Here is a 26,929-nt window from a genome sequence, read left to right on the forward strand (position 1 = left end):
GCGCGCCACGGGCACTGCGACGGCCGCCGGTCCGGCGGTCCCGTGTCGTGGTCGTGTCCCGCTTTCCGGATGGTTGCCGGTGAACACGTGACAAGATCGATTAGACCGCACGCCACAGGTGTATTCCGCACGACACACCGTGATCTGCATGATTCAACTCACAGCCGCGCGCCGTGCCCGACCACGCCGCGCCAACTACGATTTCACTAGGTGCAGGGACTGACATGATGTCGGTGCAGTGCGGCGCCGAACTTTCCGCTGATATCAGCGTGACCGCGGGGAGGGCACAATGCACACCGCTTTCTTGATTCCACTACTCATCACACTGGTGATCGTCACCGCGACGGCCGTCGTAGCCGGTTATGCCACCGTTGTCGCAGCCTATTGGTGTGAGCTGCGCGCCGCCGAAAGGCACGGCGGCCATCCGGACATTTCGCCACGCTGACTCTCGCCCGCGCGCGAACCCCGGCCCGTCGGTTGTCTCCCGCCGAACCCGGTGCACGCACAGAGGGTCACCGCCGGGTCGGCCGCCGCCGAAAACGGACCATTCGGCCGAATCGCCGCTCATTGTGGACGCGTCACCCTATTCTTGACGCGTAATTCGCAGCGCGAGGGTCGCCTTCGGAGGCGACAGCGGTGCGGCGCCTCCCGCACCGGCGCCGCCCGGGAAGGGAGTCGCACATGCCGGACGGTCACGCGCGAGTGCGCGCCGGATCGTCGACCAAGCTCGACACGAGCCTCCCGCACGAGGCACGGGTCTACGACTACTGGCTCGGCGGCAAGGACAATTACCCCGCCGACCGCGCCCTCGGCGACACGGTCGCCATGCACATCCCCGGCATCCGCGACATGGCCCGCGCCAATCGCGCGTTCCTCGGCCGAGCCGTGCGGCACCTGGCCGGCGAGGCGGGCATCGATCAGTTCCTCGACATCGGCACCGGCCTCCCCACCGCGGGCAACACGCACGAGGTGGCCCAGCGCATCGCTCCGGCCGCGCGCGTGGTCTATGTCGACAATGATCCGCTCGTGCTCGCCCATGCCAGAGCGTTGACGGCGAGCACACCGCAGGGCAGGATCGCCTACCTCGACGCCGATCTGCGCGATCCGGGCGCCATCCTGGACGCGCCCGAGCTGGCCGACACCTTCGACCCGGACCGGCCCCTCGCGATCTTGCTGGTCGCGGTCATGATGTTCTTCCGCGACAGCGACGATCCGTACGGCGTGGTGAGGCGCCTGCTGGCGGCGGCCCCGTCCGGCAGCTACCTGGTGCTCACCCACTTCACCGGCGATTTCGACCCGCGCCCGATGGCGCGCGCGAGGGCCGCCGCCGAGCAGGCCGGCATCGCGTTCCAGCCGCGCAGCCGCGCGGAGACCGAATCCTTCTTCGCCGGAACGGAACTCGTCGAGCCGGGGATCGTTCCTGCCGACGCCTGGCGTCCGGACACCGATGCCGCCCCTGCCGCGGCGCGGTCGGCCTGGTATTGGGCCGGGGTCGGACGCAAACCCTGAGCGGCGTTTGAGCCACCGCCGTTCGGCAATCACGTCGGAGGAACCGGACGGCGAGGTGGTGCACATGGTCGACGACGTGGAGAAACGCTGGCGCGATCCGCGCGGGTTCCGGCGCGCCGCGACCTACGTCGTCTCGGTGCTCGCCACCGCCGCGCTGGTCTTCCTGCTGACCGTGCTGTGGGCCGCGCAGCGCGAATGCGTGGACCAGGACAAGCTGCTGTGCGACACCGCCGCGCAGCTCGCCGTGGTGCTCGGCCCCTCGGTGGTGCTGCTGATCGGCGGCATCGGCGCCTTCGTCGAAACCTACGTGCAGTGGCGCCGCGGACGGACCTGGCCCATCTGGCAGGGCGCGGGCTGGTTCCTGTTCGTGCTGATGCTGGCCTATCTCAGCATCGGCAGCGGCGCGCTGGCGGGCTGATCAGTCGGCGACCCGCACGACCAGCTTGCCGAAGTTGCGGCCCTCCAGCATGCCGATGAACGCCTCGGGGGCCGCGGCCAAGCCGGACACGACGTCCTCGAGATACCGCACGCGGCCGTTGGCGACCCACTCACCCATCTCACGCAAGAAGTCCGGGTACAGCGCACGGACGAATTCGGACTGGATGAACCCGCGCACAGTGAGGCTCTTTGTGAGGATCCGGCCGTAGAAGCCCGGCAGCCGGTCCGGGCCTTCCGAGGCGCCGGTGGCGTTGTAGTTGGCGATCAGTCCACAGACGGGCACGCGCGCGTAAGTGTTCAGCAGCGGGTACACCGCGTCGGCCACCGCGCCGCCGACATTCTCGAAATAGACGTCGATGCCGTCGGGGACCGCAGCCGCGAGTTGCTCGGCGAAATCGGGGGCGCGGTGGTCGAGTGCGACGTCGAAGCCGAGTTCGTTCAGGTAGGCCACCTTGCGCGGGCCGCCGGCGATGCCCACTGTGCGGGTGCCGCCGATCTTGGCGATCTGACCGACGGCCGAGCCGACCGGCCCGGTGGCCGCGGCGACCACCAGCGTCTCGCCGGGGCGGGGTTTGCCGATCTCGCGCAGTCCCGCGTAGGCGGTGAAGCCGGGCATGCCGAGCACGCCGAGGGCGGTGGAGACCGGAGCCTTCGCCGGATCGAGCTTGCGCAGCCCGCGCGCCGGGGCGACGTCATGGGACTGCCACCCCGAATAAGCGAGCACCACATCGCCTTTCGCCAACGAAGGGTCGCGGGATTCGAGCACTTCGGCCACGGTCGCGCCGACCATCACCGCGCCGACCTCGACCGGTTCGGCGTAGGACTCGGCCGCACTCATCCGGCCGCGCATGTACGGGTCGAGCGACAGATAGAGCGTGCGCAGCAGGACCTCGCCCTCGGCAGGAGCGGGGAGTTCCGCGGTCTCGGTCCGGAAATTCTCCGCCGTGGGCGCGCCCACCGGCCGGGAAGCAAGCACGATTCGTGTCGACTCGACCATGCGCCCACCCTAGCCGCAGGCTACCGCCCCCACCGGCCCGTGCCCGACCGTGTCCGGCGACCCGACTCGACTGTGATCAGTACCGAAGAGCCATCCAGGCGGTGATTCCGGACAATCCGGGGATCGCTGTCGTTCATCGGGGTCGGCCGACGAGCGGCCGAGCACGCGTCGCGCGAACAGCCGGGTCGGAGGCTCGGGCGTCGCCTGCCCGACGGCGGTCCCCGAAGAACCGGGGTGCGGGCGCAACTCAGATGCTGCTTCGCCCGCAGTCCCCCGACCACGGATCGCCCCGCGACCACCGAGCCGCATGCCGCCGGCCAACTCTCCTCAGCCGATCTCCAGGCTCGCGGCCGACGCACCGGTGCCGCCCCGTGACCGTCGCAGCACACCGCAGCGGAGAGCGTCCCACCGTGGCGCGGCACGCGCTCTGCGCCGGTGGGTTCGGTGTGAGCGTCCGAGACATCGACTCGAGCGAGCGGAACATTGGCGTGGGCGCGAGGCGTTCGTAGCGTCGAGAGCATGACCTTGGAAGTCGGCATCATCCTGCCCACCTCGACCCCCGATCCCGCGCGACCCATCCTGGGCGACGTGCGCGCCGCCGCCCGCCTCGCCGAGCAGGGCGGCCTGGACTCGGTGTGGTCCACCGACCATCTCGCGGCCAGCGGGCCGATGCTGGACAGCACCGTCGTGCTGGCCACCGCGGCCGCCGTGACCGATCGCATCCGCATCGGCTACGGGGTGATGTTGCTGGCGTTGCGGCCGGCCGCATGGGCCGCCAAGCAGATCGCGACGCTACAGTACGTCTCCGGTGACCGGCTGATCCTCGGGGTCGGCACCGGCAACCCGGTGCACGGGGATGCCGCGTGGCGTGCCGCGGGCGTGTCCTTCGCCGAGCGCGGCCGTCGCACCGACGAGGCGCTGCGCGTGCTGCCCGACCTGGTCGCGGGGCGGCCGACCGTGCTCCCGGACGGCACCGAGATCACCTTGGCACCCGGTGCGACCATGCCACCGGTGCTCGTCGCGGGCGACGCCGAAGCGGCGCGCCGCCGCGCCGCCGCCTATGCCGAGGGCTGGGTCGCCATCGGACTCGAGCCGCGCCGGGTCGGCGCGCACGTGACCGAATTGGCCGCGCTGGCCGAGGAATACGACCGCCCGCCGCTCACCGTGACGGTCGTCGCGCCGACGCTGGCGACCGATCCCGGCCGTGCGGCCGAGCAGCTGAACGCCTACGCGGAGGCGGGCGCGGCAGGCGTCGTACTCGCCGTCTCCGGCCCGCAGTGGCAGGCCGGCTACGAGTTCGCCGCGAAGATCAAGGCGCAGCTGTGACGTCGCGGTCTCATCCGGAGCACAACAACCCCAGCCCGAGACCGAGCAGCACGGCCGCGATCACCGAATCCAGCACGCGCCACGCGCGCGGGCGGGCGAACAGCGGGCCGAGCAGACGCGCGCCGAAACCGAGCGCGGTGAACCACAGCACGCTGGCCAGCATCGCTCCCGCGCCGAGGAACCAGCGATCCGGGCTCGCGTAGGTGCCGGCGAAGGAGCCGAGCAACACCACGGTGTCCAGGTAGACGTGCGGGTTGAGCCAGGTCAGCGCCAGGGCGGTGACCACCGTCGCGCCGAGCGCCGCGGTGGTCCGCCCGGATCCGGCGCTCAGCGCGGCGGAGCCGAACGCCCGCCGTGCCGCCAGCGCCGCGTAGCCGATGAGGAACGCCGCCCCGGCGTAGCGCGCCGCAACGAGCACCCCGGGAGCCGCCTGGACGACCACGCCGAATCCGCCGATCCCCGCCGCGATCAGCACGATGTCCGACACCGCGCACACCGTGACCACCGCGAGCACGTGCCTGCCGCTGATCCCTTGCCGCAGGACGAACGCGTTCTGCGCGCCGATCGCCACGATCAGCGACAGGCCGAAGCCCAAACCGGACGCGGTCGCCACCACCGCCGAGGAAACGCTCACGTCCAGCGACGCTAAGGCCGCGGCTCATCCCCAGGCAAGCTAAAGATTCTAACCTATCATTAGGATGCCTTAATATGGATCTCCAGCTCGATCAGCTTCGCGCACTCGACGCCGTGATCACCGAGGGGACCTTCGACGCCGCCGCGCGGCGGCTGAGCGTCACACCGTCGGCGATCAGCCAGCGGATCAAGGCGCTGGAGGACGCCGCGGGCCGGATTCTCGTGCAGCGAACGAAACCGGTGCGCGCCACCGAATCCGGGCTGGCCGTACTCCGATTGGCCAGGCAGATCCAATTGCTCACCGGCGACACCGCGCGCGAACTCGGCGGCGAACCCTCCGACGGCCCCATCCGGGTGCCGATCGCGATCAACGCCGACTCACTGGAGACCTGGGTGCTGCCCGCCCTCGCCCGCGCACCGCACGGCGTGTGCTTCGAGATCCACCGGGAGGACGAGGAACACACCACGCGCCTGCTGCGCGACGGCACCGTGATGGCGGCGATCACCTCGACCGCACAGCCGGTGCAGGGCTGCAAGGCCGAACGGCTCGGGGCGATCCGCTACCGGCCGATGGCGAGCCCGGATTTCGCCGCCACCTGGTTCGCCGACGGCGCGACCGCGAAGTCCTACGCCGCGGCTCCGGTCGTGCTGTTCGACCGCAAGGACGACCTGCAGGATCGCCTCCTGCGCAGGCGAAGTCGCAAACCCCTTGATCCGCCGCGCCACTATGTGCCGTCCTCCACGGCGTTCGCCGCGGCGGTCCGGCTCGGGCTCGGCTGGGGCATGCTTCCCGACCTGCAGACCCGCGAGGACCGAGCCGACGGCCGCTTGGTCTCGATCGCTCCCGGCGCGGTCATCGATGTCCCACTGTACTGGCAGCAGTGGCGTCTGGACTCCCCCGCTCTCGGTGCGGTCGCCGCCACCATCGCCGCGGAGGCGGCGCACGTCCTGCGCTGACTGCGCACGACTTGCCCTGCCCGGCACCATCTTCCGTTCGTGACACCGCCGGGCCGAGAGTGCGAGCACCACGCCCCGGCGGCGCCGTATCCGAGAAGGCGCTCCCGTGGGCACGGCAGCACCGCCAGTTTGTTCGGAGCGAGGGACGAGTTGGATGGCCGCACCACCCCACCGCACGACACCAGGCCATTCGAGTACCCCGTATCGCTCCGCATCGCGTTCCGGCGAGGTACTTTGATCTCCGCACGCCGACCGAAAGCAGCTTCAGCTCCATCCCGCACCCACCCGAGATGCACAGGAGTTCCCTTTGGCACGGCACCGTCGCCCGAACCGCTCGCGCGCCCGCGGGGCGCTCGCCATAGTCGCCGCGTTCGGCATCCTGCTCGCCGGCATCGCACCCGATACGGCGGCGCGTCCGATCGGCCCCTACGACGTCGGCGGGGCGATCGAAGTCGAGTACGACCAGGCGGGTGGGCCCGCGTTCTTCGGCGACCCGGTCACGCCGGAGGACTCCACCGCCCGCGGTGGCCGCTATCAGGCGTTCGAGCGCGGCTCGTCCATCTATTGGCACCCCGACACCGGCGCCCATCAAGTCGGTGGCGCCATCCGCGACAAGTGGGGGAACCTGGGTTACGAGGGCGGAGCGCTCGGCTATCCCGTGGCGCGCGAAGCGGCGACACCGTCGAAGCCGGGGAGCTACAGCGTGTTCCAGAACGGTTCGATCTACTGGTCGATCGGCACCGCCGCGCATCAGATCGGCGGCGTGATCCGCGACAAGTGGGGCGCCTACGGCTGGGAGAGCAGTCCGCTCGGGTTCCCCATCACGGACGAATCCGCCGCCCGCGCGGGCAACGGCCGCTACAACTTGTTCGGCGGCGGGGCGATCTATTGGGCACCGCGCACCGGCGCCCATGTCGTCTGGGGGTCCATCCGGGAGACCTGGGAGGCCGCGGCGGGTGAGGCGGGCCGGTACGGCTACCCCACCAGCGACGAGTACGACTTCGAGAACGGGAAAGCCCAGGACTTCGAGGGCGGCCGCATCACCTGGACGCCCTAGTCGATCGCCTCGACCGCTGCGCGGGCATCGCGGCTCCGGACCGGAGCATCTGCATCGGAGAAAAGGAAGGCCATTCGATCCGGATTGTGCCGATGCCGTGAACTCTCGGCAATCCGGACATCGGAGCGATCCGCGACGGCTCCGCCGGCGGCCCCAACTCGCGTTGGGGCCGCCGCGGCCGAACCAGCCAGTGCCCGAGTCGATCCTCAGACCCCGACCTCGACAGGGATACTGCCACATCACGACGGCCGCGTCGCATCGGTGATCGTCCATCGGTACGTACATGCGCGCGTGCATGTGCATGAGCGCCACCGGCATCGAAATCCTCGAAAATCGAGGTGAACGCGGAGAGACGGATAACGAATGAGCATCATGCAGCCGGTCGCGATATGAAACTGTTATATCTTCGCCGCGCGTTTCGCCGAGTTCGGTTCGACGACAATGCTTTTCACCGCCCGAAACGTGGATTCGGTTCGAGGCCTTCACCCCTCACCGCGCAGCAGCCGAATCAGGCCGACCGGCCGGCTCCCGAGCGCTCCCACGCCGAACCCCCATCGACAGGGCGCCACGACGGTCCTCCCGTCGCGAAGGACTCGCTCGGCAAACTCCCCGCAGGCGCGACCGCGCCCCGCCCCCGAGCAGGGCTGCCCCGCTCGGCGGGGACGCTTGAAGTCCTACTCGCCCGAGCGCGTCTCGGTGAGCAGCTCGCGTAGGAAACGCACGCTGTCGGCGGGAGACAGCGCCTCCACGCTGATCCGGTTCATGACCGACATATACAGCTCCACATCGCGCTGCTTGTCGAAATACAAGGAGCTGGTGAGCTGCTCGGTGTAGACGATGTCGGGCAGCTCGGGCTCCGGGAAACGCAGAATGCTGAACGGGCCGCCCGCCGCGGAGTGCCCGCCCGCCGCGTACGGCAGCACCTGGATCCGGATGGTGGGACGGTCGGCCATCTCGACCAGATGCTCGATCTGCTCGCGCAGCACCTCCGCGCCGCCGACCGGCCTGCGTAGCGCGTTCTCGTCGATGACCGCCCAGAGTGTGGGCGCGGCGGCCCGGTAGAGGATCTGCTGGCGGCGCATGCGGATGGCGACGCGGCGTTCGGTCTCGTCGATGTTGCCCAGCTGGATCACCGCGCGCGCGTAGTCGGCGGTCTGCAACAGGCCGGGGACGAACTGCGCTTCATAGGTCCGGATCGTGGTCGCGGCCTGTTCGAGGCCGATGTAGGTCTCGAACCACGCCGGGAGCAGATCGCTGTAGTGCTGCCACCACCCCGGGTCGTTGGCCCGCCGAGCCAGTTCGAAGTACGTTTCGCGTTCAGCGGGGTCGACAACGCCGTAGAGGCTCAGCAGGTCCTGCAGATCGCGTTCCTTGAACCCGGTGCGGCCCAGTTCCAGGCGGCTGATCTTGGCGTGCGAGCCGCGGATCGCGTCGCCCGCGGCCTCCCTGCTGATCCCGCATCCCTCGCGCAGCTGACGCAACCGGCTGCCGAGCGCGATCCGCAGAACAGTCGGACCACGTTCTGCCGCAGGGAATTCGGCGTTGTCACCACTGTCCTCGTCGTTGGTCATGCTTGCCTCCGGTCGATCGGGGGTTAGACCGCGGGGCGTAGTGCCTCCACCATCACTGCTGTCGGAACGTCGGCTGAAGATCCTACTCGGCCGGGTCCAGCGACCGTCCCCGGCGCGAACGCGTGGCGCGGATCGCGCGCGCACGCGAGTATTCACAAGAGCGCCAAGGCGATATCGAAGCCGGATTCCCGCGCGCGCCCGGGCGGCCGTGCGTAGAGTCGCCCCCGACGGTGGCCACGCGAAGGAGGAGCGCCATGTCGTCGGCCGAGGGATCGACCCGCTCAGCGGGTGCGGCCCCGACGGCACCCGCATCGCACGGGTGCGCGGCCCCTCGGCGGGACGGAACGGCAGGCGTATCGGCGCCCGAGGCCCGTCACCACCGCGAAGTCCTGACATCTGTGCCGGAAGGAGCCGGGAATCGAATCGTCCTCGTCCACGCCCGTCGAGGCGGGTGGTCGCCCGGACGGGCGCCGCACCGGCCACGGCGCGTCCCGAGTCACCGCAGACGACCGATGAGTACCGACCGGTTCCCATGCTCGATGCCGGTCGGCAGGATGGCCATCGGTTCCCGAAATCACCACCGGCCGAACGCATCCGCACGGATTGCTCGCCGATTCGGCGGTCCCTAGGCTGGTGAGCCAGGCGACGGAATCCAGAGAGAGGTCTCCATGTCCGATCCCACTCCCCAGACCGGTGTCCGCGCGCCGGTAGGCGTGGACACGACCCGCGCGAGCATCGCCCGCGTCTACGACGCCACCCTCGGTGGCAAGGACAACTACGAAGTCGACCGGTTCGTGCGCGACAAGGTCGCCGAAGTCGCGCCGCGGCAGAGCGATGTGGCCCGGATGAACCGCCGCTGGCTGCACCGCGTGGTGCGCTATCTGGCCGGCGCCGTCGGCATCGACCAATTCCTCGACATCGGCGCAGGCCTGCCGACCGTCGGCAACACACACGAGATCGCCCAACAGCAGAATCCCACGGCACGTGTGGTGTACGTCGACAACGATCCGGTGTGCAACATCCACGGCCGGGTGCTGCTCGAGCGCAACGAGTTCACGCATTTCGTACCCGCCGATCTGACCGCGCCGGAAACCCTGCTGGAGCATTCCGAGGTCACCCAGCACCTCGACCTCACCCGCCCGCTGGCGCTGATCCTGTGCGGCATCCTGCATCACGTCGACGACGAGCTCGATCCGGCGGGGATCATGCGCCGCTACATCGACGCGCTGCCACGGGGCTCCTACGTCGCGATCACGCATTTCTACGATCCCGCCGACGGCGGCGAGGCGCACGAGATGGCCATCGAGCTGCAACGGCGTTTCACCGAAATGGGCCTCGGCTCGGGCTGGTACCGCACCCGGGAGCAGATCGCCTCGTATTTCGGCGATCTGGAACTGATCGAGCCCGGTCTGGTCGAGCTCGACGACTGGTGGCCGATGGGCCCGGCGCTGCGGCCGCGGCTGACCGAGGAACGTCTGCTGCTCGGCGGTGTCGGCTACAAGTCCGGATCGTCGAACGGTGTGGTGACCCCGCTGCGCCGCCGGGCGACCAAGGACGACCTATCGGACCCCGAATCACTCGGTTGAAAGGTAACTCCCGCAATGACCTACGACGACCTGAACGGACCGGATCTCAGCGCTGACCGGTGGCGTTTCCTGGAAGTGCCGCTGGGCCCGGAGCAGACGTGGCGCTACGCGGACCCGGCCGCTCGCACCGAGGTCGGCGCGGGCGCCGTATCGGTCCGGATCGACGCCTTCACCCGATCCCACGCCGAGGTCCAGATCCTGGACAACCCGAAACATCTGCTGGTGTCGACCGAAACGTTCGACCTCACCGGCGGACCGCGGACCTTCGCGGTGGAGATGGCTTCGGAGAACATCGGCGCCACCGGCGAGGACTACCGCGACGGCTTCGCCGCGTTCAACGTCCTCGACATGAGCACCGCGCAGGTCTTCGACCTCATCGCGACCAGCAGGCACGCGTACGCCATCCACGAACGGCTGTTCGTGCCGGGGGTCGTCCCCGCGGCGGAGGCGTTCACCCACGTGGTGCACGCGCCGCTGGCCGGGATCGACATCAAGCCCGGCGAGTTCCACCGCTACGCCGTCACCATCGACCGCGCCGCGGGCACCGCGGGCTGGCACGTCGACGACGTCCCGGTGTACACCACGCGCGCGCCGCAGCTGCCGGAGTCCGTCCAGATCGGTTTCGGCATCATCACCCTGCATCCGATCGAAGACGGGCGCAGCACGTCGCTGCGCGGGCAGGGTCTGCACGCGTCGTGGCGCGACTTCACCGTGGCGTGACCGAACCGGCCCAGCGCCACGGAAAAGAATGGCGCCCAGCCGCACTCGACTGGGCGCCATCGTCTCCACCGCCGGTCCGGCGGCGGCTTCCACCGATCAGACGCTTTCCTTGCGGGGCCATTCGACACCGCGCGGGCGGGCGTACTCGTCCGCCGTCGCGTCTTCCCCGTTCATGTCGTACTCGTAGTCGTACTCGTCCGACTCCGTGCGACGGCGCGGGTCCCACACCATCGCGACGGCCGACACGGCCAGCAGTGCCACGACAATGGCCGCGATGACAACATAGAGCACGTCTTCCATCCTCCTGAGGTAAACAGAACAGCACGCAGCCGTGCCGGATACTCAACGCGCACAGCTTGTTTCACGCCGCTGGCATAGTAAGCCGCGCCGCCGGGAACCGGACATTCCGACGGTGGTTACCGGCCGGTCGCCACCGGACGGCCGCTCTCACCGATTCACGGAAACGCCCCCGCGAATCTTCAGCGTCGCTTAGGCTCGTCATCGTCCCGGTGGCTCCGGGACGTCCGGCGCGGCACCGGCACGCCCAAGCCTGCCGCGATCGCTGGTGGTAGCGGTGGGGTTCACCCGAATCGATGAACCTCGCCGTCCTCCATTTCCGATGAAATCCGAGGGACATTCAGCGGGAATCACCCACTCTGGGCATCCTTCGAGCTACCGTGAGCGGTCATGGACGACATCGAACTGCAGCCACCGACCGTCGCCTCCGCCAAGCAGACCGGCCTGGTCCTGGACATCGCCGCGCTCGACATCCACAACCCGCTCGCCCGGCCCGGCGAGACCACCTATCCCTACGTTCGCTGCACCGATCACCGGGTTCTGCGGCTACCCGAGCCGTTGCACCGGTGGGCCACCGAAACCATCGCCCTCAACCACAGCAAGCACGCCACCGGCGCGCTGCCCCTGTTCCCCGGACAGGTCGAATTCGGCATCCTCGACGGCACCATGTACGCCGAAGTCCTCTGACCCGCGAGAGCCCGGCGGACCCGGCCGGGCTCATTCCGATCGCCGGTGCGACCGGATCGCCGAGACCTCGGGGCGACACGGCGGCCCTGCCACGGACCGCCTGACGAAAAGACCTCGTGGACGCCGGGTGCGGGTAGGCGTGTGGCGCACGTCGCGGGCGCACGACACACTGGAGCCCGTGAATCGCATGTCAACCCGACGACGCCGCCGCGGATCGGACGGCCTGCCGTGACCGATCTCGCCCGCGGTGAGAACCGCCCCGCGCCCGGCGACCGGCTGACGGTGACCGTCACCTGCTCGGCTCCCGTCGACGTATCGGCGCTGCTGCTGAACTCGGCGGGGCGCGTGCGCTCCGACGCCGATTTCGTCTTCTTCAATCAACCGGTCGCCCCTGGCGTCACCTACCGGCACGGTCAGGGCGCGGGCGACGTGGTGGACATCCAGACCGGCGCGCTACCCGCCGACGTGGACCGCGTCGTGGTCACCGCGAGCCTGGACGGCAGCGGTCCGCCCACCTTCGCCGCCGCGGGTTCGCTGCGCGCGACCATCGCGTCCTCGTCGGGCACGCTCGCCTTCCCGATGACCGGGTTGAGCACCGAGACCGCCGTGGTGTGCGTGGAGATCTACCGCCGGGCAGGCGGATGGAAGGTGCGTGCGGTCGGCCAGGGATACGACAACGGCCTGGCCGGAATCGCGACGGCGTTCGGTGTGAACATCGATGACGAACCGGCCCCGCCGCCTTCGGCGCCCGCTCCCCCACCGGCGCATCAACCCGCGCCGCCCCCGGCGTATCAACCTGCCCCACCTCCGGCGTACCAGCCTCCGCCCCCGCCCGCCTATCCACCGCAACCGGCCTATTCCGCGCCGGCCGCCGCGGTGCCGCCACCACCGATGCCATCACCTCAGCAAGGAGCGCTGCCGATGCAGAGCGAACTGTTCGCCCCCAGCCACGCCGAAGTCACCGGCGCGGGTATCCAGAAGCAGGGCGGCAAGATGATCAAGGTGGCCGTCAACGGCGAGGTGATGGCTCGGGCCGGATCGATGGTCGCCTATCAGGGCGATCTGCATTTCCAGGCGCTCGGCGCGGGCGGGATCGGCCGGGCGATCCAGCAGCGGCTGACCGGTGAGGGCGTCCCGCTGATGAAGGTGTCCGGGCGCGGCGACCTGTTCGTGGCCAACGGCGCCGCCGACGTGCACACCATCGACCTGGACGGCACCGACGGCCTCACCATCAACGGCGCCAACGTGCTCGCCTTCGATTCCGGCCTGCGCTACGACATCCGGATGGTGCAGGGCGCCGCCGGGTTCGCCAGCAACGCCGGGTTGTTCAACTGTGTCTTCACCGGCCGTGGCCGCATCGCCATCACCACGCACGGCACGCCCGTCGTGCTCAACGTCGACCAGCCGACCTACGCCGATCCGCAAGCGGCGGTGGCGTGGTCGTCGAGCCTGCAGACGGGCATCAAACGCAACGACTCGTTCGGGCTGGGCAGGCTGATGGGCCGCAGCACCGGCGAGGGGATGACGCTGTCGTTCTCCGGACGCGGCTTCGTCATCGTGCAGCCGTCGGAGCTGCCGCCGGGCGGTTTCGTCGGCGGTACCGGTGGCGGGCAGGAAGCCGGCCAGAGCGGCGGCGTGCTGGGCGGCCTGTTCGGCTGACGCGGGCGCTCAAGCCCGCAGCGACACCAGTTCCACGACGGTGATGTCCGACGGTGCGCCGACCCGCACCGGCGGACCCCAGGCTCCGGCGCCCCTGGACACGTACAGCTGGGTGTCGCCGTACCGCTCCAGCCCGGCGACGGTGGGATTCGCCAGGCCGGCGAGGTAATTGCCGGGCCAGAGCTGGCCGCCGTGGGTGTGGCCGGACAGCTGCAGATCGACGCCGTGCGCCACCGCGTCCTCGATCAGCACGGGCTGATGCGCCAGCAGCACGGCGGCGCGCGTGCGGTCGCGGTCGCCGAGCGCCTTGCCGAAATCGGGGCCGTGCCCGGTTCGTTCGCCTTGCACGTCGTTCACGCCCGCCAGGTCGAAGCCGGGCAGCTCGGTGCGTGCGTTCGCGAGCAGGTGCATGCCGAGTTCCTGGACATGCTCCACCCACTGCTCGGCGCCGGAGAAGTACTCGTGGTTGCCGGTCACGAAGAACGCGCCGTGCCGGGCCCGCAGCCCGGCCAGTGGCTCCACGGCCGAACGGAGATGCTCGACGCTGCCGTCCACCAGGTCACCGACGACCGCGATGAGGTCGGGCCGGGTGTCGTTGACGGTGCGCACCACGCGTTCGGCGAAGCCACGGCCCAGGATCGGGCCGAGATGCACATCGCTGACCACCGCGATGCGAAACCCGTCCGCTCGGCGCGGCAACTTCGCCAACGGCACGGCCACCCGCTTGACACTCGGTCCGTTCAGCACGCCATGGGCGCCGATGCCGACGGTGGTCGCGGCGGCGGCGACAGCGGCGGCACCCATCACCCGCGCGACGAAGACACGGCGCGGTACCCGAGGCGGCGTGGAATCGGCAGCAGTGGCCGGGTCCGATAAGGATTCCGGCGCGGACTCGATTCCGGCCGAGGATTCCGGCGCGGACACCGTCCCAGCCACAGATTCCGACGCGGACCCGGCTCGCACCGACGATTCCAGTGCGGACACCGTCCCAGCCACGGATTCCGACGCGGACCCAGCTGGCACCGACGACTCCGCCGCAGACACCGTCCCAGCCCAGGACCCCGGCACGGACACAGTTTCAGTTGGAGATCCCCGCCCAGACTCGGTTCGCACCGACGATTCCGGCGCAGACACAGTTGCAGCCGAAGACTCCGGCGCGGACACGGTTCCAGCCAAGGGCCCCGGCACGGGCGCGGTTTCAGTTGGGGATTCCGGCCCGGACTCGGTTCGCACCGATGATTCCGGCGCAGAGACAGTTGCCACCGAAGACTCCGGCTCAGACCCGGGTTCCGCCGAGAACTCCCGCCCGGGACGAGCTCTCACCACGGAGTCCAGTGCAGGATCGACCCCTACCGGCGACCCCGATGTCGGCCCGACTTCCGTAGGAGACTCGGATCCCTCTGCCGCCCGGCTCCGGTCGAGCCGGCGCAGCGCCAAGGCTCGGATCGGCTCGCCGACCGCCAGCGCCAGCAGCAGGTACAGGAACAGGGCCCCCCACAGGTAGCCGGGCCAGGCGATGATCCGGATCAGCGTGAACGGAGCGGACGCCAGCTCCGCCACGGTCGTGCCCAGCAGCAGCAACGGCCCGGTCAGCACGATGGCGGTGCCGACGCGTCGTGCGCGCGATGTCGCTGTGGTCGTGTCCCGCACGAGCCGCCGCCATATGTACCAGTGGGCGCCGACCACCGTGAGCACGACGACACCGACGAGAGCGAGCACGGCGACACCGACCAGAACAGTTTTCACGACCACGGCGGCACTCTCTGTGAACATTCGGCTTGCGCGGCATCAACTTACGGCACGGCGCGAACCACGCGGGGCCGCCGACTTCCCGGCGCCGGTTATCCCGTCCGTTCCAGCACGCCGCGCAGAAACGCCGCTTGGCCCGCGTGCTGCAGATCGTCCGAGATCACGCTGACCAGCCGCACCCCCAGCGTCACCGGCGGATCCCACCGGGTGTCGACGATACGGTCCAGATCGCCGTCGGCGAGATCGCGGACGTAGCGCAGCGTCTGCTCGTGCACCGCGTCGTAGTACCCCGTGAGCAACTCCGCGGGCGCTCGCACCACGGCCACGTCGGCGGGCCGGTCACCGTAACCGGTCGCGCCCTTGTCGATCGGCAGACCGAAGCGGTCGTACCAGCCTCGAGCCGTCCAAACCTGCTCGACACCGGCCACATCGGCGATGTGGTCGTCCTGCACGCGGGTCAGATGCCAGATCAGCCATGCGATCGAGTTGGCGCCCGCATCGATGCGCTGAGCGAGGATGTCCTCGTCGAGTCCGTCCACCGCTTCGTGCACCACCTCCCTGATCCGTTCGAAGCCGTCGGTCAGTACGTCGGCGCTGGTCGCCATCAGTCGACTCCTCTCGAAGTGTCCGCTGTCCCCGACCGTACCGAGCGGAACCGCCCGGCACGACCGACAGGCGGGCCACGAATTCTCGCACGATCGAACCACATTGAGTGTGCCGTTATTCAACGGTACGATGCATGGTGGTGAGGTTGGGTCGATGACCTTTCGAGTCGGTCACCGACCGGAGGAACACATACCGAAGTGAGGAAGTACCGATGATCAACGACGTCGAGATCGGACACGTCCGGCGAGCGTTCGTCCGCGTGGCGATGGTCGCCGCGCTCGCGCTGACCCCCGTCGCGGCGGTCGCCGCACCCGCGATCGCCGCACCCGCCGTGGCGCAGCCGACCGTCGCGCAGACGAGTCAGGCCGAAGAGATCCACGGCGGCTGGCATCGCCATGGCGGGTGGGGCCGCGGCGGCTACGGCGGGTGGGGTGGCTACGGCGGCTGGGGCGGCTACGGTTACTGGGGTAGCCCGTTCGGCTACTGGGGTAGCCCCTTCGCCCCCTGGCCCGGCATCGCGTGGCTGCTGCCCGGCACCGGAAGCGCTTTCTGAGTAGGAACAACCCCGCACAGTCGGCCAGATGATCCGGCCGCGCGCTCCCGTAGGGCACCGCGAGCGCGCGGCCGATCGCTGCCGCCGCTGCGAAACGATCGCCCATTTCCGGCGACGCTCTCGGCACCGACGCACACTCCACCATCCGGCACGAGCACCGCGACCTCGCGGTGACCGTCGACTCGCGAGCCGCGCCGATGCATCCGGCGATCCGACCGACCGCAAGCCGCGTTTCGGACCCGGACGCACCCGGTCCAGCATCCTGGCAGCGCACCGCCGTTCGTGGCGACTTAAACAGTCGCGAGACCAGCGCGTTTCGAATAATTTTCGAGTCGTTCGATCGAATTATGCGTCGCGGCAATGCATTAGCACACATATGGCAATCAGCCGACTCCATCGGCGAAACAAGCACTGACTCCGCATATTTCATGTCCATATCCGTGGCGGGCACCGCACGGATTTTTCCGTGGAATTCGCAGAACGATTGCTTCGGGAAACCGCTGCGGCCAGAATGGGTGGGGCCGAGAACCGGCATCTTGGGGATCCGTCGGCACTCGTGGCCGACACGACTAAGTGGGGAAATACGATGAGAGTCAACAGATTCGCCGCAACCGCCCTGCTCGCGGTCGGTGCCACCGGAATAGCGACGGGCGTCGCGCACGCCCAGCCGGCGGCGCCAGCGCAGGTCGGCGTGCACGGTGTCGAGCAGGGCATCGGTTTCACCTCCGCTCCCGCCGCCGACGGAACGGGGGTGGTCACCACCCTCGACGCGGGCAGCTTCGCGTTGACGGCCGACGCCAGGGCGGTCGAGCTGCGCAGCGAAACGGGACAGGTCGTCGCGACCCTGCCCCTGGCATTCCAGGCCTCCGGCGCCACCCACGGGCTGGCGCCCGCGATCAGCGACGCGGGCCGCACCCTCACGGTGACGCCGGTGGGCTCACCCGCCACCACCGAGCGCCTCAACCAGTTCGTCGGTGAGGACGAGACGCTCGCCCGCAAGCAGTACAACGCGGGGATCGGCGCTCTCATCGGCGCGGGGATCGGCGCGGTGATCGGCTTCTTCCTCGGCGGGGTCGGCGCGCTGGTCACCATCCCGATCGGCGCGGGCATCGGTGCGCTGATCGGTTTCTCCACGCCGTAATCGGCCGGTCCGGTGTGCGGGCGTCGCAGGACGACCGCACACCGATCGCCGGTCGGGCCGCCGGGGCTTCCCCGGGCGTGCGCTCTCGCAACGCTCGCCGAGGGAGTCGCGGCGATCCGACCGTCGTCCAGCCCCGTGGACGGCGAGCCGAAACGAAATGCCCCGGCGGCGCGCTGGGGCATGATGGGATGGCACGAAGACGATCGGAGCGAAGACACAGGATCGGCCGAGATGGCACAGCGCAGTTCCCTCTCGCAGCGGCGCGCTGCACTGGAACAAGAGTGGTCCCGATGGATACCCGCCGGGACGCCGCAGGGTGATTCCGCACTGCGCAGCGAGGTGGCGCAATCGTGGCTGCGGTCGCTGCGCACCGTCGATCCGGCGTGCGAGCACGCGCCGCTCGCCGAAGCGGACGTCACCGCCCGGTGGGCCGAATCTCCGCTGCGCACACCGGTGTCCGAGCTCACCGATCAGCTGCGCGACATCACCGAGGGCGCGGGCTACGTCGCCGCGATCACCGACGAGACCGGCACCATCCTGTGGTCGCACGGCGGCCCGGTGATGCGCCGCCGCGCCGAACAGGTGAACTTCGCGCCGGGTGGTCGATGGGACGAGGCGCACATGGGCACGAACGCGCTGTCGCTGGCGCTGCGCACCGAACAGCCGCACACCGTGTTCTCCGCCGAACACCTGGTCGCCGCCCTGCACGGCTGGGTCTGCTACTGCGCACCCATCCGCGCGGCGGACGGTCGCCAGCTCGGCGTGCTCGACCTGTCCACCACCTGGGACCGCGCCCACCCGCTGGCCATGTCCACCGCTCGCACCCTGGTCACCGCCATCGAGACCAAGTTGCACCATCGGATGGCCGCGCCAGGGGTCCGGCTGACCTGCCTCGGCGCCGCCCGCCTGATCCGGGACGGCGCGCCCGTGCGGCTGCGCCCCCGCCACCTGGAGATCCTGACGCTGCTGGCGCTCGAGCCCGAGGGTTTCACCCACGAACGCCTGCACTTCGCGGTGTACGGCGACCGGCCGGTCGGCGCGAGCACGCTCAAATCGGAGATGTCCTACCTGCGGCGCGCCACCGGCGGCGACATCACCAGCCGCGTCTATCAGTTGGTGAGCCCACTGTCCTGCGATGCCGTGGACGTGCTGGCCGCGCTCGAGGCGGGCGACACCGCTACCGCGGTCGAGTTGTATCGCGGTCCCCTGCTGCCGGACTCGGACACGCCGGGCATCGTGCAGTGGCGCGAGTATCTGGAAGTCGGCGTGCGCACCGCCGTGCTGTCCAGTGGAAACGTCGAGCACGCGCTGCGCTACGGCGAGCGCGCGCCGCACGACGTCGAGATCCACGAACACGCGCTGCGCCTGCTTCCCTTGGGCGACGGCCGTCGCGCCCTCGCGGCCGCCCGGCTGCACGGCGCGCTGCGCGACTGAGCTCGCGCGCCTCAACGTTTCGTCAACCCTCGCGCGGCATAGTGACCCGCATCACGTCCGCAACCAGCGAGGAGTCACCCGCCATGAGCTACGCGAAGCCGGGAACCGAAGGCAGCGTGGTCGAATTCGCCACACGCTACGACAACTTTATCGGCGGTGAGTGGACCGCCCCGGTGGACGGCCGCTACTTCGAGAATCCCTCCCCGGTGGACGGCCAGACGTTCTGCGAGGTCGCGCGGTCCTCGGCCGCCGACATCGAACTGGCCTTGGACGCCGCGCACCGGGCGGCCGACGCGTGGGGCGCGACGTCGACCACCGAACGGGCCAACATCCTCAACAAGATCGCCGACCGGATCGAGGACAACCTCGAGGCGCTGGCGGTGGCCGAAACGTGGGAGAACGGCAAGCCGGTGCGCGAGACGCTGGCCGCCGACCTGCCGCTTGCGGTCGATCACTTCCGCTACTTCGCCGGAGCGGTCCGCGCCCAGGAAGGCGGGATCAGCGAGATCGACGCCGATACCATCGCCTACCACTTCCACGAGCCGCTCGGCGTCGTCGGGCAGATCATCCCGTGGAACTTCCCGATCCTCATGGCCGCATGGAAGCTCGCGCCCGCGCTGGCGGCGGGCAACGCGGTGGTGCTCAAGCCCGCCGAGCAGACCCCGGCCTCCATCCTGAAGGTCGTCGAACTCATCGCCGATCTGCTGCCGCCGGGAGTCCTGAACGTGGTCAACGGCTTCGGCGTCGAAGCGGGCAAGCCACTGGCGTCCAGCCCGCGGGTGGCCAAGGTGGCCTTCACCGGTGAGACCACCACGGGCAGGCTGATCATGCAGTACGCCAGCGAGAACATCATCCCGGTCACCCTCGAGCTGGGCGGCAAGAGTCCCAACATCTTCTTGCCCGACGTCATGGCCGCCGATGACGCCTTCCTGGACAAGGCCGTGGAGGGCTTCGTGATGTTCGCGCTCAATCAGGGCGAGGTGTGCACCTGTCCGTCCCGCGCGCTGATCCACTCCTCGATCTATGACGAGTTCATCGCCCGGTGCGTCGAACGCACCAAGGCCATCGTCAGCGGCAACCCGCTGGACGAGGCCACCATGATCGGCGCGCAGGCCAGCAACGACCAGTTCGAGAAGATCCTGTCCTACATCGATATCGGCCGCCAGGAAGGCGCCGAGGTGCTCACCGGCGGCGGCCCGCGCAAGGTGGACGAGTTCCCCGGCGGCTTCTATGTCGAGCCGACGATCTTCTCCGGCCGCAACGACATGCGGATCTTCCAGGAGGAGATCTTCGGGCCGGTGGTGTCGGTGACCACGTTCGACTCCGTCGACGAGGCGCTGAAGATCGCCAACGACACCCTCTACGGCTTGGGCGCTGGCGTGTGGACCCGCGACATCAACGCCGCCTACCGCCTGGGCCGCCAGATCAAGGCAGGCCGGGTGTGGACCAACTGCTACCACGCCTACCCCGCGCACGCGGCCTTCGGCGGCTACAAGAAGTCGGGCATCGGGCGCGAGAACCACCGGATGATGCTCGATCACTACCAGCAGACCAAGAACCTGCTGGTCAGCTACTCGCCGGACAAGCTCGGATTCTTCTGATGCCCGGTCCGGTCCACCGCGTCGAGTTCACCGCGCCCGCGGAGGCGCTGCTGCGGCGACTGATCGAACAGCACGGTCCGGTGATGTTCCATCAGTCCGGCGGCTGTTGCGACGGCAGCTCGCCGATGTGCTATCCGCGCGGCGAGTTCCGGGTCGGCGGGTCGGACGTGCTGCTCGGGTATCCGGCGGCGGACACCCCGTTCTGGATGAGCGCCGATCAGTACGAGTACTGGCGGCACACCCATCTCACCGTCGACGTGGTGCCGGGACGCGGCAGCGGGTTCTCCCTGGAGGCTCCCGAAGGCGTGCGTTTCCTGATCCGCTCGCGCTTGCTCACCGACGAGGAGCTCGCGGTCCTCGAAGCCGAGCCGCCGCTGACCGGGGCGGATCTGCCGCACTGATCCGAAGCGTGGGCTGCTCACCGGACCACCGGTGAGCAGCCCTTTCCTGTCCTGAGGACGAAATAAAGCCCATGCGGGAATAGTCGGGAAGCGGATACGGTCGTTGGAGGTGGTTAGAGAGGCGAACGAGAGGGGCCGCGGGTGGCGACCGAGACGGCGACGGTGTCCGTGGGATTTCGATCCGAGCGCGGCGCGATTCTCGGGTCGCTGATGCTGGCGACCGCGTTGGTCGCGCTCGACTCGACGGTCATCGCCACAGCGGTGCTCACCATCACCGGCAGTCTCGGCGGCTTCGCGCAGTTCCCCTGGTTGTTCTCCATCTATCTCCTGGCCCAGGCGGTGACGGTGCCGATCTACGGCAAGCTCGCCGACACCGTTGGCCGCAAACCGGTGATCCTGTTCGGCATTGCGATGTTCGCCTTGGGTTCGCTGCTGTGCGGCGTCGCGACCAGCATGCTGGGGTTGATCGTCTTCCGCGCCGTGCAGGGCATCGGCGCGGGTGCGATCCAGCCGATGACGATGACGATCGCGGGCGACTTGTACACGCTGTCAGAGCGCGCCAAGGTCCAGGGCTATCTGGCCAGCGTGTGGGCCATGTCCAGTGTGGCGGGCCCGCTGCTGGGCGGTCTGTTCGCCGAGTACGTCAGCTGGCGCTGGATCTTCCTGATCAATCTTCCGCTCTCCGCGCTCGCCGGATGGATGCTGGTGCGCAACTTCGCCGAGAGCGCTCCCCGGCAGCGGCAGAGCGTGGACTACCTGGGCGCGGCGCTGCTGACCCTCGGCGCGGGAGCGTTGATCCTCGGCCTGCTCGAAGGCGGTCAGGCCTGGGTCTGGTCGTCTCCGGCGAGCATCGGGATCTTCGTGGGCGGCGCGGTCGTGCTCATCCTGTTCGGACTGGTGGAACGCACTGCGCGCAATCCGATCCTGCCGCTGTGGGTGTTCACCCGGCGCGTGGTGATCGCGAGCAGTTTGGCGTCGGTGCTGGTGGGGGCCGTCGTGCTGGGCGCGACGTCCTATGTCCCCACCTTCACCCAGGGCGTGCTCGGCACCGGGGCGCTGGTCGCGGGCCTTACCGTCGGCGCGCTGACGCTCGGATGGCCGCTGGCCGCATCGCAAGCCGGAAAGGTGTACTTGCGCTTCGGCTTTCGCGCCACCGCCCTGATCGGCAGCGGATTGGCCGCGCTCGGCGCCACCAGCACGCTGTTCATCACGCAGCACTCGGCACTGTGGCAGGTCGCCGCGTCCTGCTTCGTGATCGGCACCGGGATGGGACTGGTCGCGACCCCGACCTTGATCGCCGCGCAGACCAGCGCCGAATGGACCGAGCGTGGTGTGGTCACCTCGGCCAACATGTTCGCGCGCTCGATCGGCAGTGCGGTGGGCGTCGCGGTGTTCGGCGCGATCGTCAATTCGCGTGTCGGGCACACCGATCACCCGGAGCCTGCCGCACTGGCCTCGGCGGTGCATCTGGTCTTCGTCACGATCACGGCGATGGCCGTCGTCATGCTCGTCGCCTCGGCCATGATGCCCCGGCGTTCGGCCAGCGCCTGACCGGTCGCGGCGGCCCAGGGCTGGGTAGCGTCCGTCCCCGGCGATACTGTCGGTCGGTGAACTCCAGTGCGCGCTGGACAGCCTGCGGGAGCATGCGGCACAGCCCGCGAGGCAGCGGGTTTTCCGGAAGCCTTCGGCACCGGCCGTGACGCGAGCTGGGCTTTCCAACCGAGCGAGAATGTGGAGGTCGCAGTGGCGCAGGCCGTATGCGTGATAATCGGGGTGTTCTTCCTGGGTATGGGTGTCTACGCGCTCGCCGCGCCCGCCGCTCTGATCCGGCCCTTCGGTATCCGGCTCACCGAACCGAGCGCGCGCTATGAGGTGCGCGCCGTCTACGGCGGCTTCGGACTGGCGATGGCGGCCGTGCTCGCGGTGGCCGCCGTCGACCTCGCCGCGCTGCGCGGCGGGATCATGGTCGCGGTCGGCGCGGCACTGGCCGGCATGGCCATGGGCCGGGTGGTGTCGGCCGTGCTCGACGAGCGAACGGCCTTCTATCCCACCTGGTTCTACGCCGCGGTGGAGACGATCGGGGCCGCCGCGCTCTTCCTCGCCGCCTAGCGCAAACGGTCAGCTGGTCCGCGCGGCGTCCGCCGCCGTGCCGGAGCCGGCGAGTTTCCGGAGCGCGACGTATCCGGCCGACACCAGCACCGCCCACACCGCGCCGACGACGAGCGCCGTGCGGCCGCTGTCGGTGAACAGCAGCAGCACGACCACCAATCCGAGGAACGCCAGCGCGAGCACGGTGGTGTAGGGCGCGCCGGGCAGCCGGTAATCGCTCGCCGGCAGCTCGCCGCGGGCGACCTTGGCCCGGTAGAGCAGGTGGCAGACCAGGATGACGCCCCAGACGAAGATTATGCCGATGGTCGACACCGAGGTGATGTAGGCGAATGCCTTGTCCGGGGAGACCAGGTTGACGATCACGCCGATCACCATCGCCGCCGCCGACGCGGTGATGCCGATATAGGGCACCGCGTTCGCGCTCAGCTTGTTCAACCGCGCGGGCGCCTCACCGCGCAGCGACAAGGTGCGCAGCATCCGGCCGGTCGAATAGATCCCCGAGTTGCACGACGACAGCGCCGCGGTGAGCAGCACGAAATTGACGATGCCCGCCGCCCCCGGAATGCCGATCAGCTCGAAGACCTCCACGAACGGGCTCTTGCCCGCGTGGAAGTCGCGCCAGCTGGACACCGACATGATCACCACCAGCGCACCGACGTAGAACAGGCCGATCCGGAACGGGAGCGTGTTGATCGCCTTGCGCAGGGTCTTGCGGGGCTCGCGCGCCTCCCCTGCGGTGACGCCGACCAGCTCCACGCCGACATAGGCGAACAGCACGATCTGCAACACGAGCAGCGACTGACCGATGCCGTTGGGGAAGACACCGCCGTCGGCCCACAGATTGGTGACCGTGGGGTTCGGCGCGTGTCCGAAGCCGAACAGCAGCACGCCGATGCCGAGCAGGATCATGCCGACGATCGCGGTCACCTTGATGGTGGAGAACCAGAACTCGCCCTCGCCGAACAGACGCACCGAGATCAGGTTGGCGCCGAACATCACCGCGAGCACGACCAGCGCGGTGACCCACGGCGCGATGTCGAACCAGTACTCCACGTACTTGCCCGCCACGGTGATCTCGGCCATGCAGGTGGCCACCCACACCGCCCAGTACGACCACCCGGTGACGAAACCGGCGAAGCGGCCGAGGAACTCGTGCGCGTACTCGGCGAAACTGCCCGAGATCGGCCGGTAGGTCAGCAGTTCGCCGAGCGCACGCATGATCACGAAGATGGCAAGGCCCGCCGCGAGGTAGGCCAGGATCAGGGCTGGCCCGGCCTGCTCGATCGCGCCGCCCGCGCCGTAGAACAGGCCCGTGCCGATCGCGCCGCCGATGGCGATCATCTGAATGGTGCGCGGGCTCAGCCCCCTGGCGTAGCCCTCCGAGTCGCCGCTGTCCGCCGGATCCGATGGTCGGGCGTCCTGAAGGTGACGGTCGGAGGCTGTCATACTGCGGTCCTTTCGCTGGGCAGCGATGCGACGATCGGTGCGCCGGACTTACGACGAGGGATCATCGCACGTCCAGCCTGGATCACTTCGCCACGCTACCGCTGCGTCGGTGCGCGTCGTCTCCGGGCCGCGGGCGGTGGACACTTACCGGACGCGCGTCCGGCATGTCATCATCGGATTCCCCGACGATGGGTTCCGTCATGACCGAACCGCGATCCCGGCGCATCCGGCCGGGCCGCTACGCGGTGCGCACCGCCGCCGTCCTGCTCACTGTCGTCGCCGTCCTGCTCGGCGCGGCGTTCGCCGCGACCGCGGTCCTGCACATCCCGTCTCCGCCGACGCTGCTGCGATTGATGACCGACCCGCCCTCGGCCCAGGGGGAGTTGTTCGAGAGCCGCACGGTGGCCGCCTCCCCCACCCCGCGGCCGCTGCCGATCGCCCCGCGGCCGCTGCCCGACCGGGTGCCGTGGAAGGGCTCGCGCGTCCCGATCGCCGAGTTCCTCGCCGCCACGCACACCAATTCGTTCCTCGTCCTGCGCGGCGGCGCCCGCAACCACGAGTGGTATCGCGACGGCTTCTCTGCCACCACTCGGCAGTCGTCGTGGTCGGTGGCGAAGTCCGTCGTGTCGCTGCTGACCGGCCGGGCCATCGCGGCGGGACGGCTGCACGAGGACGACCGTCTGGTGCAGATCCTGCCCGAGCTGACCACCGGCGGCCCGTACGACAGCGTCACCATCCGCGATCTGCTGGACATGGCCTCCGGCGTCGACGTCGCGGAGAACTACAACAAGTATTGGCCGCTGACCGGCACCGCCCGGATGTACCTCACCGAGGATCTCGCCGGGTTCGTCCGCGACCACCAGGGCCTGCGCTTCCCGCCGGGCAGCGCGGGCGAGTACCGCAGCGTGGACACCCAGCTGCTGGGCATGGCGCTGGCGCGGGTCGCCGGCCTGCCGCTGAGCGAACTGCTGGAACGCGAGCTGTGGGCGCCGATCGGCGCCGAGGACGACGCGCGGTGGAACCTCGATCGCGCGGGCGGCCAGGAAAAGGCGTTCTGCTGCCTGAACGCGACGGCGCGCGACTTCGCCAAGATCGGCCAGGTCGTCCTGGACGGCGGCCGCGCCGGTGACGCGCAGATCGTTCCGCCGGCCTGGATCGAACGCATCCGCACCCCCGTCCGCCGAGTGGGCGAGTGGCCCTACGGCGCGCAGTGGTGGCACCCGACCGGCGGGGACGGCGCCGATCTCACCGCCGTCGGCGTCTACGGCCAATACGTCTACGTCGATCCGCCCAGCGGCACCGTCATCGTCAAACTCAGCGACCACGGCACCACCCAGGACGAGCAGGAGACCATCGAGGTCTTCCGTGCGATCGCGCGCGGCTGAGCCGGCCCGCGAAATACCGCGGGGACCCGGGACGTTGCCAGTGGAGATCGCCACTGTGGAGGAGACCCATGATCGACGTCCCGCTGTCCGTACTGGATCTCGCGCCGGTGCAGTCCGGCCGCACCGTCGGCGAGGGGCTCGACGCGACCACCGAATTGGCCAGGCGCACCGAGGCTTTGGGCTACCACCGGTTCTGGGTCGCCGAACACCACAACATGCCCGGCATCGCCAGCTCGGCGCCGAGCGTGCTGCTGGCCCACCTGGCCGCGGCGACCTCGACCATCCGGGTCGGCTCCGGCGGGGTGATGCTACCCAACCACGCGCCGCTCGTGGTCGCCGAACAGTTCGGCACCCTGCACGCGCTGCACCCGGGACGGATCGATCTGGGCATCGGGCGCGCCCCTGGCACCGACCAGGCGACCGCACGCGCGCTGCGGCGGACCGCGGACGGACTGTCGGCGGAGTCGTTCCCCCAGGAACTGGCCGCCTTGCTGGGCTATTTCCGCGGCTCCGATCCCGGCGGCATCGCCGCGACGCCGGGTCGCGGCGAGGAGCCGGAGATCTGGCTGCTCGGCTCCAGCGGCTACAGCGCCCAGGTCGCGGCGCTGCTGGGGCTTCCGTTCGCCTTCGCTCACCACATCGCCCCCGACAACACCGAGCCCGCGCTGGCGCTCTACCGCGAGCACTTCCGGCCTTCGGAGGCCCTGGAGCGCCCGCACGCGATGGTCGCGGTCGCGGCGATCTGCGCGGACACCGACGAGCGCGCCGAAGTCCTGGCCGGTCCGCGCGACCTGGCCTTCCTCAATCTGGTGCGCGGCACGCCGCGGGCGCTGGCCACGCCGGAGGAAGCGGCCGCCTTCCGTCCGTCGGAGCAGGAGCGCGCGTTCATCCGGCAGCGCAGGGCCGGGCAGTTGCTCGGCTCCCCGGAGACGGTGCGCGGACAGCTGGAGGATCTGCTGCGCCGCACGCAGGCCGACGAGCTGATGATCAACACGCTGGTCTACGACATCGACGACCGCGCCCGATCGTTCGAGCTGCTCACCGAGAAGGTCGCGGCCTGAGCCGGG

26 protein-coding genes are annotated in these 26,929 nt (G+C 69.6%); 19 read left to right on the plus strand and 7 right to left on the minus strand.

Annotated elements, in window-relative coordinates; translation table 11 throughout:
• Positions 1–289: 289 nt before the first annotated feature.
• The 3 genes from ACH49X_RS24575 to ACH49X_RS24585 all read left to right on the plus strand — a co-directional run bounded on the left by ACH49X_RS24575 (position 290) and on the right by ACH49X_RS24585 (position 1,927).
• The gene (locus ACH49X_RS24575; protein ID WP_357206321.1) at positions 290–445 is read left to right on the plus strand and encodes a hypothetical protein; all 156 of its coding nucleotides are present in this window, start codon (positions 290–292) and stop codon (positions 443–445) included.
• 236 nt (positions 446–681) lie between these two features.
• Positions 682–1,509 (plus strand): SAM-dependent methyltransferase, encoded by an 828-nt coding sequence (locus ACH49X_RS24580; RefSeq protein ID WP_357206323.1) that lies wholly within the window; start codon positions 682–684, stop codon positions 1,507–1,509.
• A 64-nt stretch (positions 1,510–1,573) separates the two neighbouring features.
• Positions 1,574–1,927 (plus strand): hypothetical protein, encoded by a 354-nt coding sequence (locus ACH49X_RS24585; protein WP_195046122.1) that lies wholly within the window; start codon positions 1,574–1,576, stop codon positions 1,925–1,927.
• Here ACH49X_RS24585 and ACH49X_RS24590 read toward each other — a convergent pair whose 3' ends face one another.
• On the minus strand, positions 1,928–2,944 hold the full coding sequence (locus ACH49X_RS24590) for an NADP-dependent oxidoreductase (RefSeq protein ID WP_357206325.1): 1,017 nt from the start codon (positions 2,942–2,944) through the stop codon (positions 1,928–1,930). It abuts the gene before it with no gap.
• A 519-nt stretch (positions 2,945–3,463) separates the two neighbouring features.
• Here ACH49X_RS24590 and ACH49X_RS24595 point away from each other — a divergent pair.
• Complete coding sequence (locus tag ACH49X_RS24595) at positions 3,464–4,270, plus strand: LLM class flavin-dependent oxidoreductase (protein ID WP_357206327.1); 807 nt, start codon at positions 3,464–3,466, stop codon at positions 4,268–4,270.
• A 10-nt stretch (positions 4,271–4,280) separates the two neighbouring features.
• Here ACH49X_RS24595 and ACH49X_RS24600 read toward each other — a convergent pair whose 3' ends face one another.
• Positions 4,281–4,904, minus strand: a complete 624-nt coding sequence (locus tag ACH49X_RS24600) for a LysE/ArgO family amino acid transporter (protein ID WP_357206329.1) — start codon at positions 4,902–4,904, stop codon at positions 4,281–4,283.
• 74 nt (positions 4,905–4,978) lie between these two features.
• On the opposite strand from ACH49X_RS24600, the gene ACH49X_RS24605 reads away from it, so the two are divergent.
• A complete protein-coding gene (locus ACH49X_RS24605; RefSeq protein ID WP_195081692.1) occupies positions 4,979–5,860 on the plus strand; it encodes a LysR family transcriptional regulator ArgP in 882 nt (293 codons plus the stop codon).
• A gap of 307 nt (positions 5,861–6,167) precedes the next feature.
• Positions 6,168–6,917, plus strand: coding sequence for an LGFP repeat-containing protein (locus ACH49X_RS24610; protein ID WP_397070947.1), 750 nt, complete (start codon positions 6,168–6,170; stop codon positions 6,915–6,917).
• Positions 6,918–7,591: 674 nt separating this feature from the next.
• Here the strand turns inward: ACH49X_RS24610 and ACH49X_RS24615 are convergent.
• A complete protein-coding gene (locus tag ACH49X_RS24615; RefSeq protein WP_195081691.1) occupies positions 7,592–8,488 on the minus strand; it encodes a helix-turn-helix transcriptional regulator in 897 nt (298 codons plus the stop codon).
• Between the two features lie 668 nt (positions 8,489–9,156).
• Between ACH49X_RS24615 and ACH49X_RS24620 the strand changes: the two genes are divergently transcribed.
• Positions 9,157–10,074 (plus strand): SAM-dependent methyltransferase, encoded by a 918-nt coding sequence (locus ACH49X_RS24620; protein WP_357206331.1) that lies wholly within the window; start codon positions 9,157–9,159, stop codon positions 10,072–10,074.
• Between the two features lie 15 nt (positions 10,075–10,089).
• Complete coding sequence (locus ACH49X_RS24625; protein ID WP_195081689.1) at positions 10,090–10,794, plus strand: DUF6081 family protein; 705 nt, start codon at positions 10,090–10,092, stop codon at positions 10,792–10,794.
• Between the two features lie 96 nt (positions 10,795–10,890).
• Here the strand turns inward: ACH49X_RS24625 and ACH49X_RS24630 are convergent, their stop codons facing one another.
• On the minus strand, positions 10,891–11,085 hold the full coding sequence (locus tag ACH49X_RS24630; RefSeq protein ID WP_195081688.1) for a hypothetical protein: 195 nt from the start codon (positions 11,083–11,085) through the stop codon (positions 10,891–10,893).
• A 396-nt stretch (positions 11,086–11,481) separates the two neighbouring features.
• Here ACH49X_RS24630 and ACH49X_RS24635 point away from each other — a divergent pair, with 396 nt between their 5' ends.
• Complete coding sequence (locus ACH49X_RS24635; RefSeq protein WP_067806823.1) at positions 11,482–11,778, plus strand: hypothetical protein; 297 nt, start codon at positions 11,482–11,484, stop codon at positions 11,776–11,778.
• 228 nt (positions 11,779–12,006) lie between these two features.
• The gene (locus ACH49X_RS24640) at positions 12,007–13,437 is read left to right on the plus strand and encodes an AIM24 family protein (RefSeq protein ID WP_195081687.1); all 1,431 of its coding nucleotides are present in this window, start codon (positions 12,007–12,009) and stop codon (positions 13,435–13,437) included.
• A gap of 9 nt (positions 13,438–13,446) precedes the next feature.
• On the opposite strand, the gene ACH49X_RS24645 is transcribed toward ACH49X_RS24640, so the two are convergent.
• Together ACH49X_RS24645 and ACH49X_RS24650 are read right to left on the minus strand one after the other, a co-directional pair.
• Positions 13,447–14,241, minus strand: a complete 795-nt coding sequence (locus ACH49X_RS24645) for a metallophosphoesterase (RefSeq protein ID WP_323124315.1) — start codon at positions 14,239–14,241, stop codon at positions 13,447–13,449.
• A 1,037-nt stretch (positions 14,242–15,278) separates the two neighbouring features.
• Positions 15,279–15,791 (minus strand): DUF664 domain-containing protein, encoded by a 513-nt coding sequence (locus tag ACH49X_RS24650; RefSeq protein WP_195081685.1) that lies wholly within the window; start codon positions 15,789–15,791, stop codon positions 15,279–15,281.
• Positions 15,792–16,003: 212 nt separating this feature from the next.
• On the opposite strand from ACH49X_RS24650, the gene ACH49X_RS24655 reads away from it, so the two are divergent.
• The 7 genes from ACH49X_RS24655 (at position 16,004) to ACH49X_RS24685 (ending at position 23,031) form a co-directional block, all read left to right on the plus strand.
• Positions 16,004–16,345, plus strand: coding sequence for a hypothetical protein (locus ACH49X_RS24655; RefSeq protein WP_195081684.1), 342 nt, complete (start codon positions 16,004–16,006; stop codon positions 16,343–16,345).
• A gap of 586 nt (positions 16,346–16,931) precedes the next feature.
• Positions 16,932–17,486 (plus strand): hypothetical protein, encoded by a 555-nt coding sequence (locus ACH49X_RS24660; RefSeq protein WP_195081683.1) that lies wholly within the window; start codon positions 16,932–16,934, stop codon positions 17,484–17,486.
• Between the two features lie 231 nt (positions 17,487–17,717).
• Positions 17,718–18,920, plus strand: coding sequence for a transcriptional regulator (locus ACH49X_RS24665; protein WP_357106387.1), 1,203 nt, complete (start codon positions 17,718–17,720; stop codon positions 18,918–18,920).
• Positions 18,921–19,003: 83 nt separating this feature from the next.
• A complete protein-coding gene (adh, locus tag ACH49X_RS24670; RefSeq protein ID WP_195081681.1) occupies positions 19,004–20,521 on the plus strand; it encodes an aldehyde dehydrogenase in 1,518 nt (505 codons plus the stop codon).
• On the plus strand, positions 20,521–20,922 hold the full coding sequence (locus ACH49X_RS24675) for a DUF779 domain-containing protein (RefSeq protein ID WP_195081680.1): 402 nt from the start codon (positions 20,521–20,523) through the stop codon (positions 20,920–20,922). Before adh ends, ACH49X_RS24675 begins: the two co-directional genes overlap by 1 nt.
• Positions 20,923–21,063: 141 nt before the next feature.
• Entirely contained in the window at positions 21,064–22,473 is a 1,410-nt protein-coding gene (locus ACH49X_RS24680) for an MFS transporter (protein ID WP_357206334.1), read from the plus strand.
• A gap of 192 nt (positions 22,474–22,665) precedes the next feature.
• On the plus strand, positions 22,666–23,031 hold the full coding sequence (locus ACH49X_RS24685; RefSeq protein ID WP_195081678.1) for a DUF4345 family protein: 366 nt from the start codon (positions 22,666–22,668) through the stop codon (positions 23,029–23,031).
• A 9-nt stretch (positions 23,032–23,040) separates the two neighbouring features.
• Here ACH49X_RS24685 and ACH49X_RS24690 read toward each other — a convergent pair whose 3' ends face one another.
• Entirely contained in the window at positions 23,041–24,477 is a 1,437-nt protein-coding gene (locus ACH49X_RS24690; RefSeq protein WP_195081677.1) for an amino acid permease, read from the minus strand.
• Between the two features lie 200 nt (positions 24,478–24,677).
• Here ACH49X_RS24690 and ACH49X_RS24695 point away from each other — a divergent pair, with 200 nt between their 5' ends.
• On the plus strand, positions 24,678–25,862 hold the full coding sequence (locus tag ACH49X_RS24695) for a serine hydrolase (RefSeq protein WP_357206336.1): 1,185 nt from the start codon (positions 24,678–24,680) through the stop codon (positions 25,860–25,862).
• Positions 25,863–25,930: 68 nt separating this feature from the next.
• The gene (locus tag ACH49X_RS24700) at positions 25,931–26,923 is read left to right on the plus strand and encodes an LLM class flavin-dependent oxidoreductase (RefSeq protein WP_195081675.1); all 993 of its coding nucleotides are present in this window, start codon (positions 25,931–25,933) and stop codon (positions 26,921–26,923) included.
• Positions 26,924–26,929: the final 6 nt, after the last annotated feature.

The sequence above is a fragment of the Nocardia sp. NPDC019323 genome (genome assembly GCF_044389845.1).
GTDB lineage: Bacteria > Actinomycetota > Actinomycetes > Mycobacteriales > Mycobacteriaceae > Nocardia > Nocardia implantans.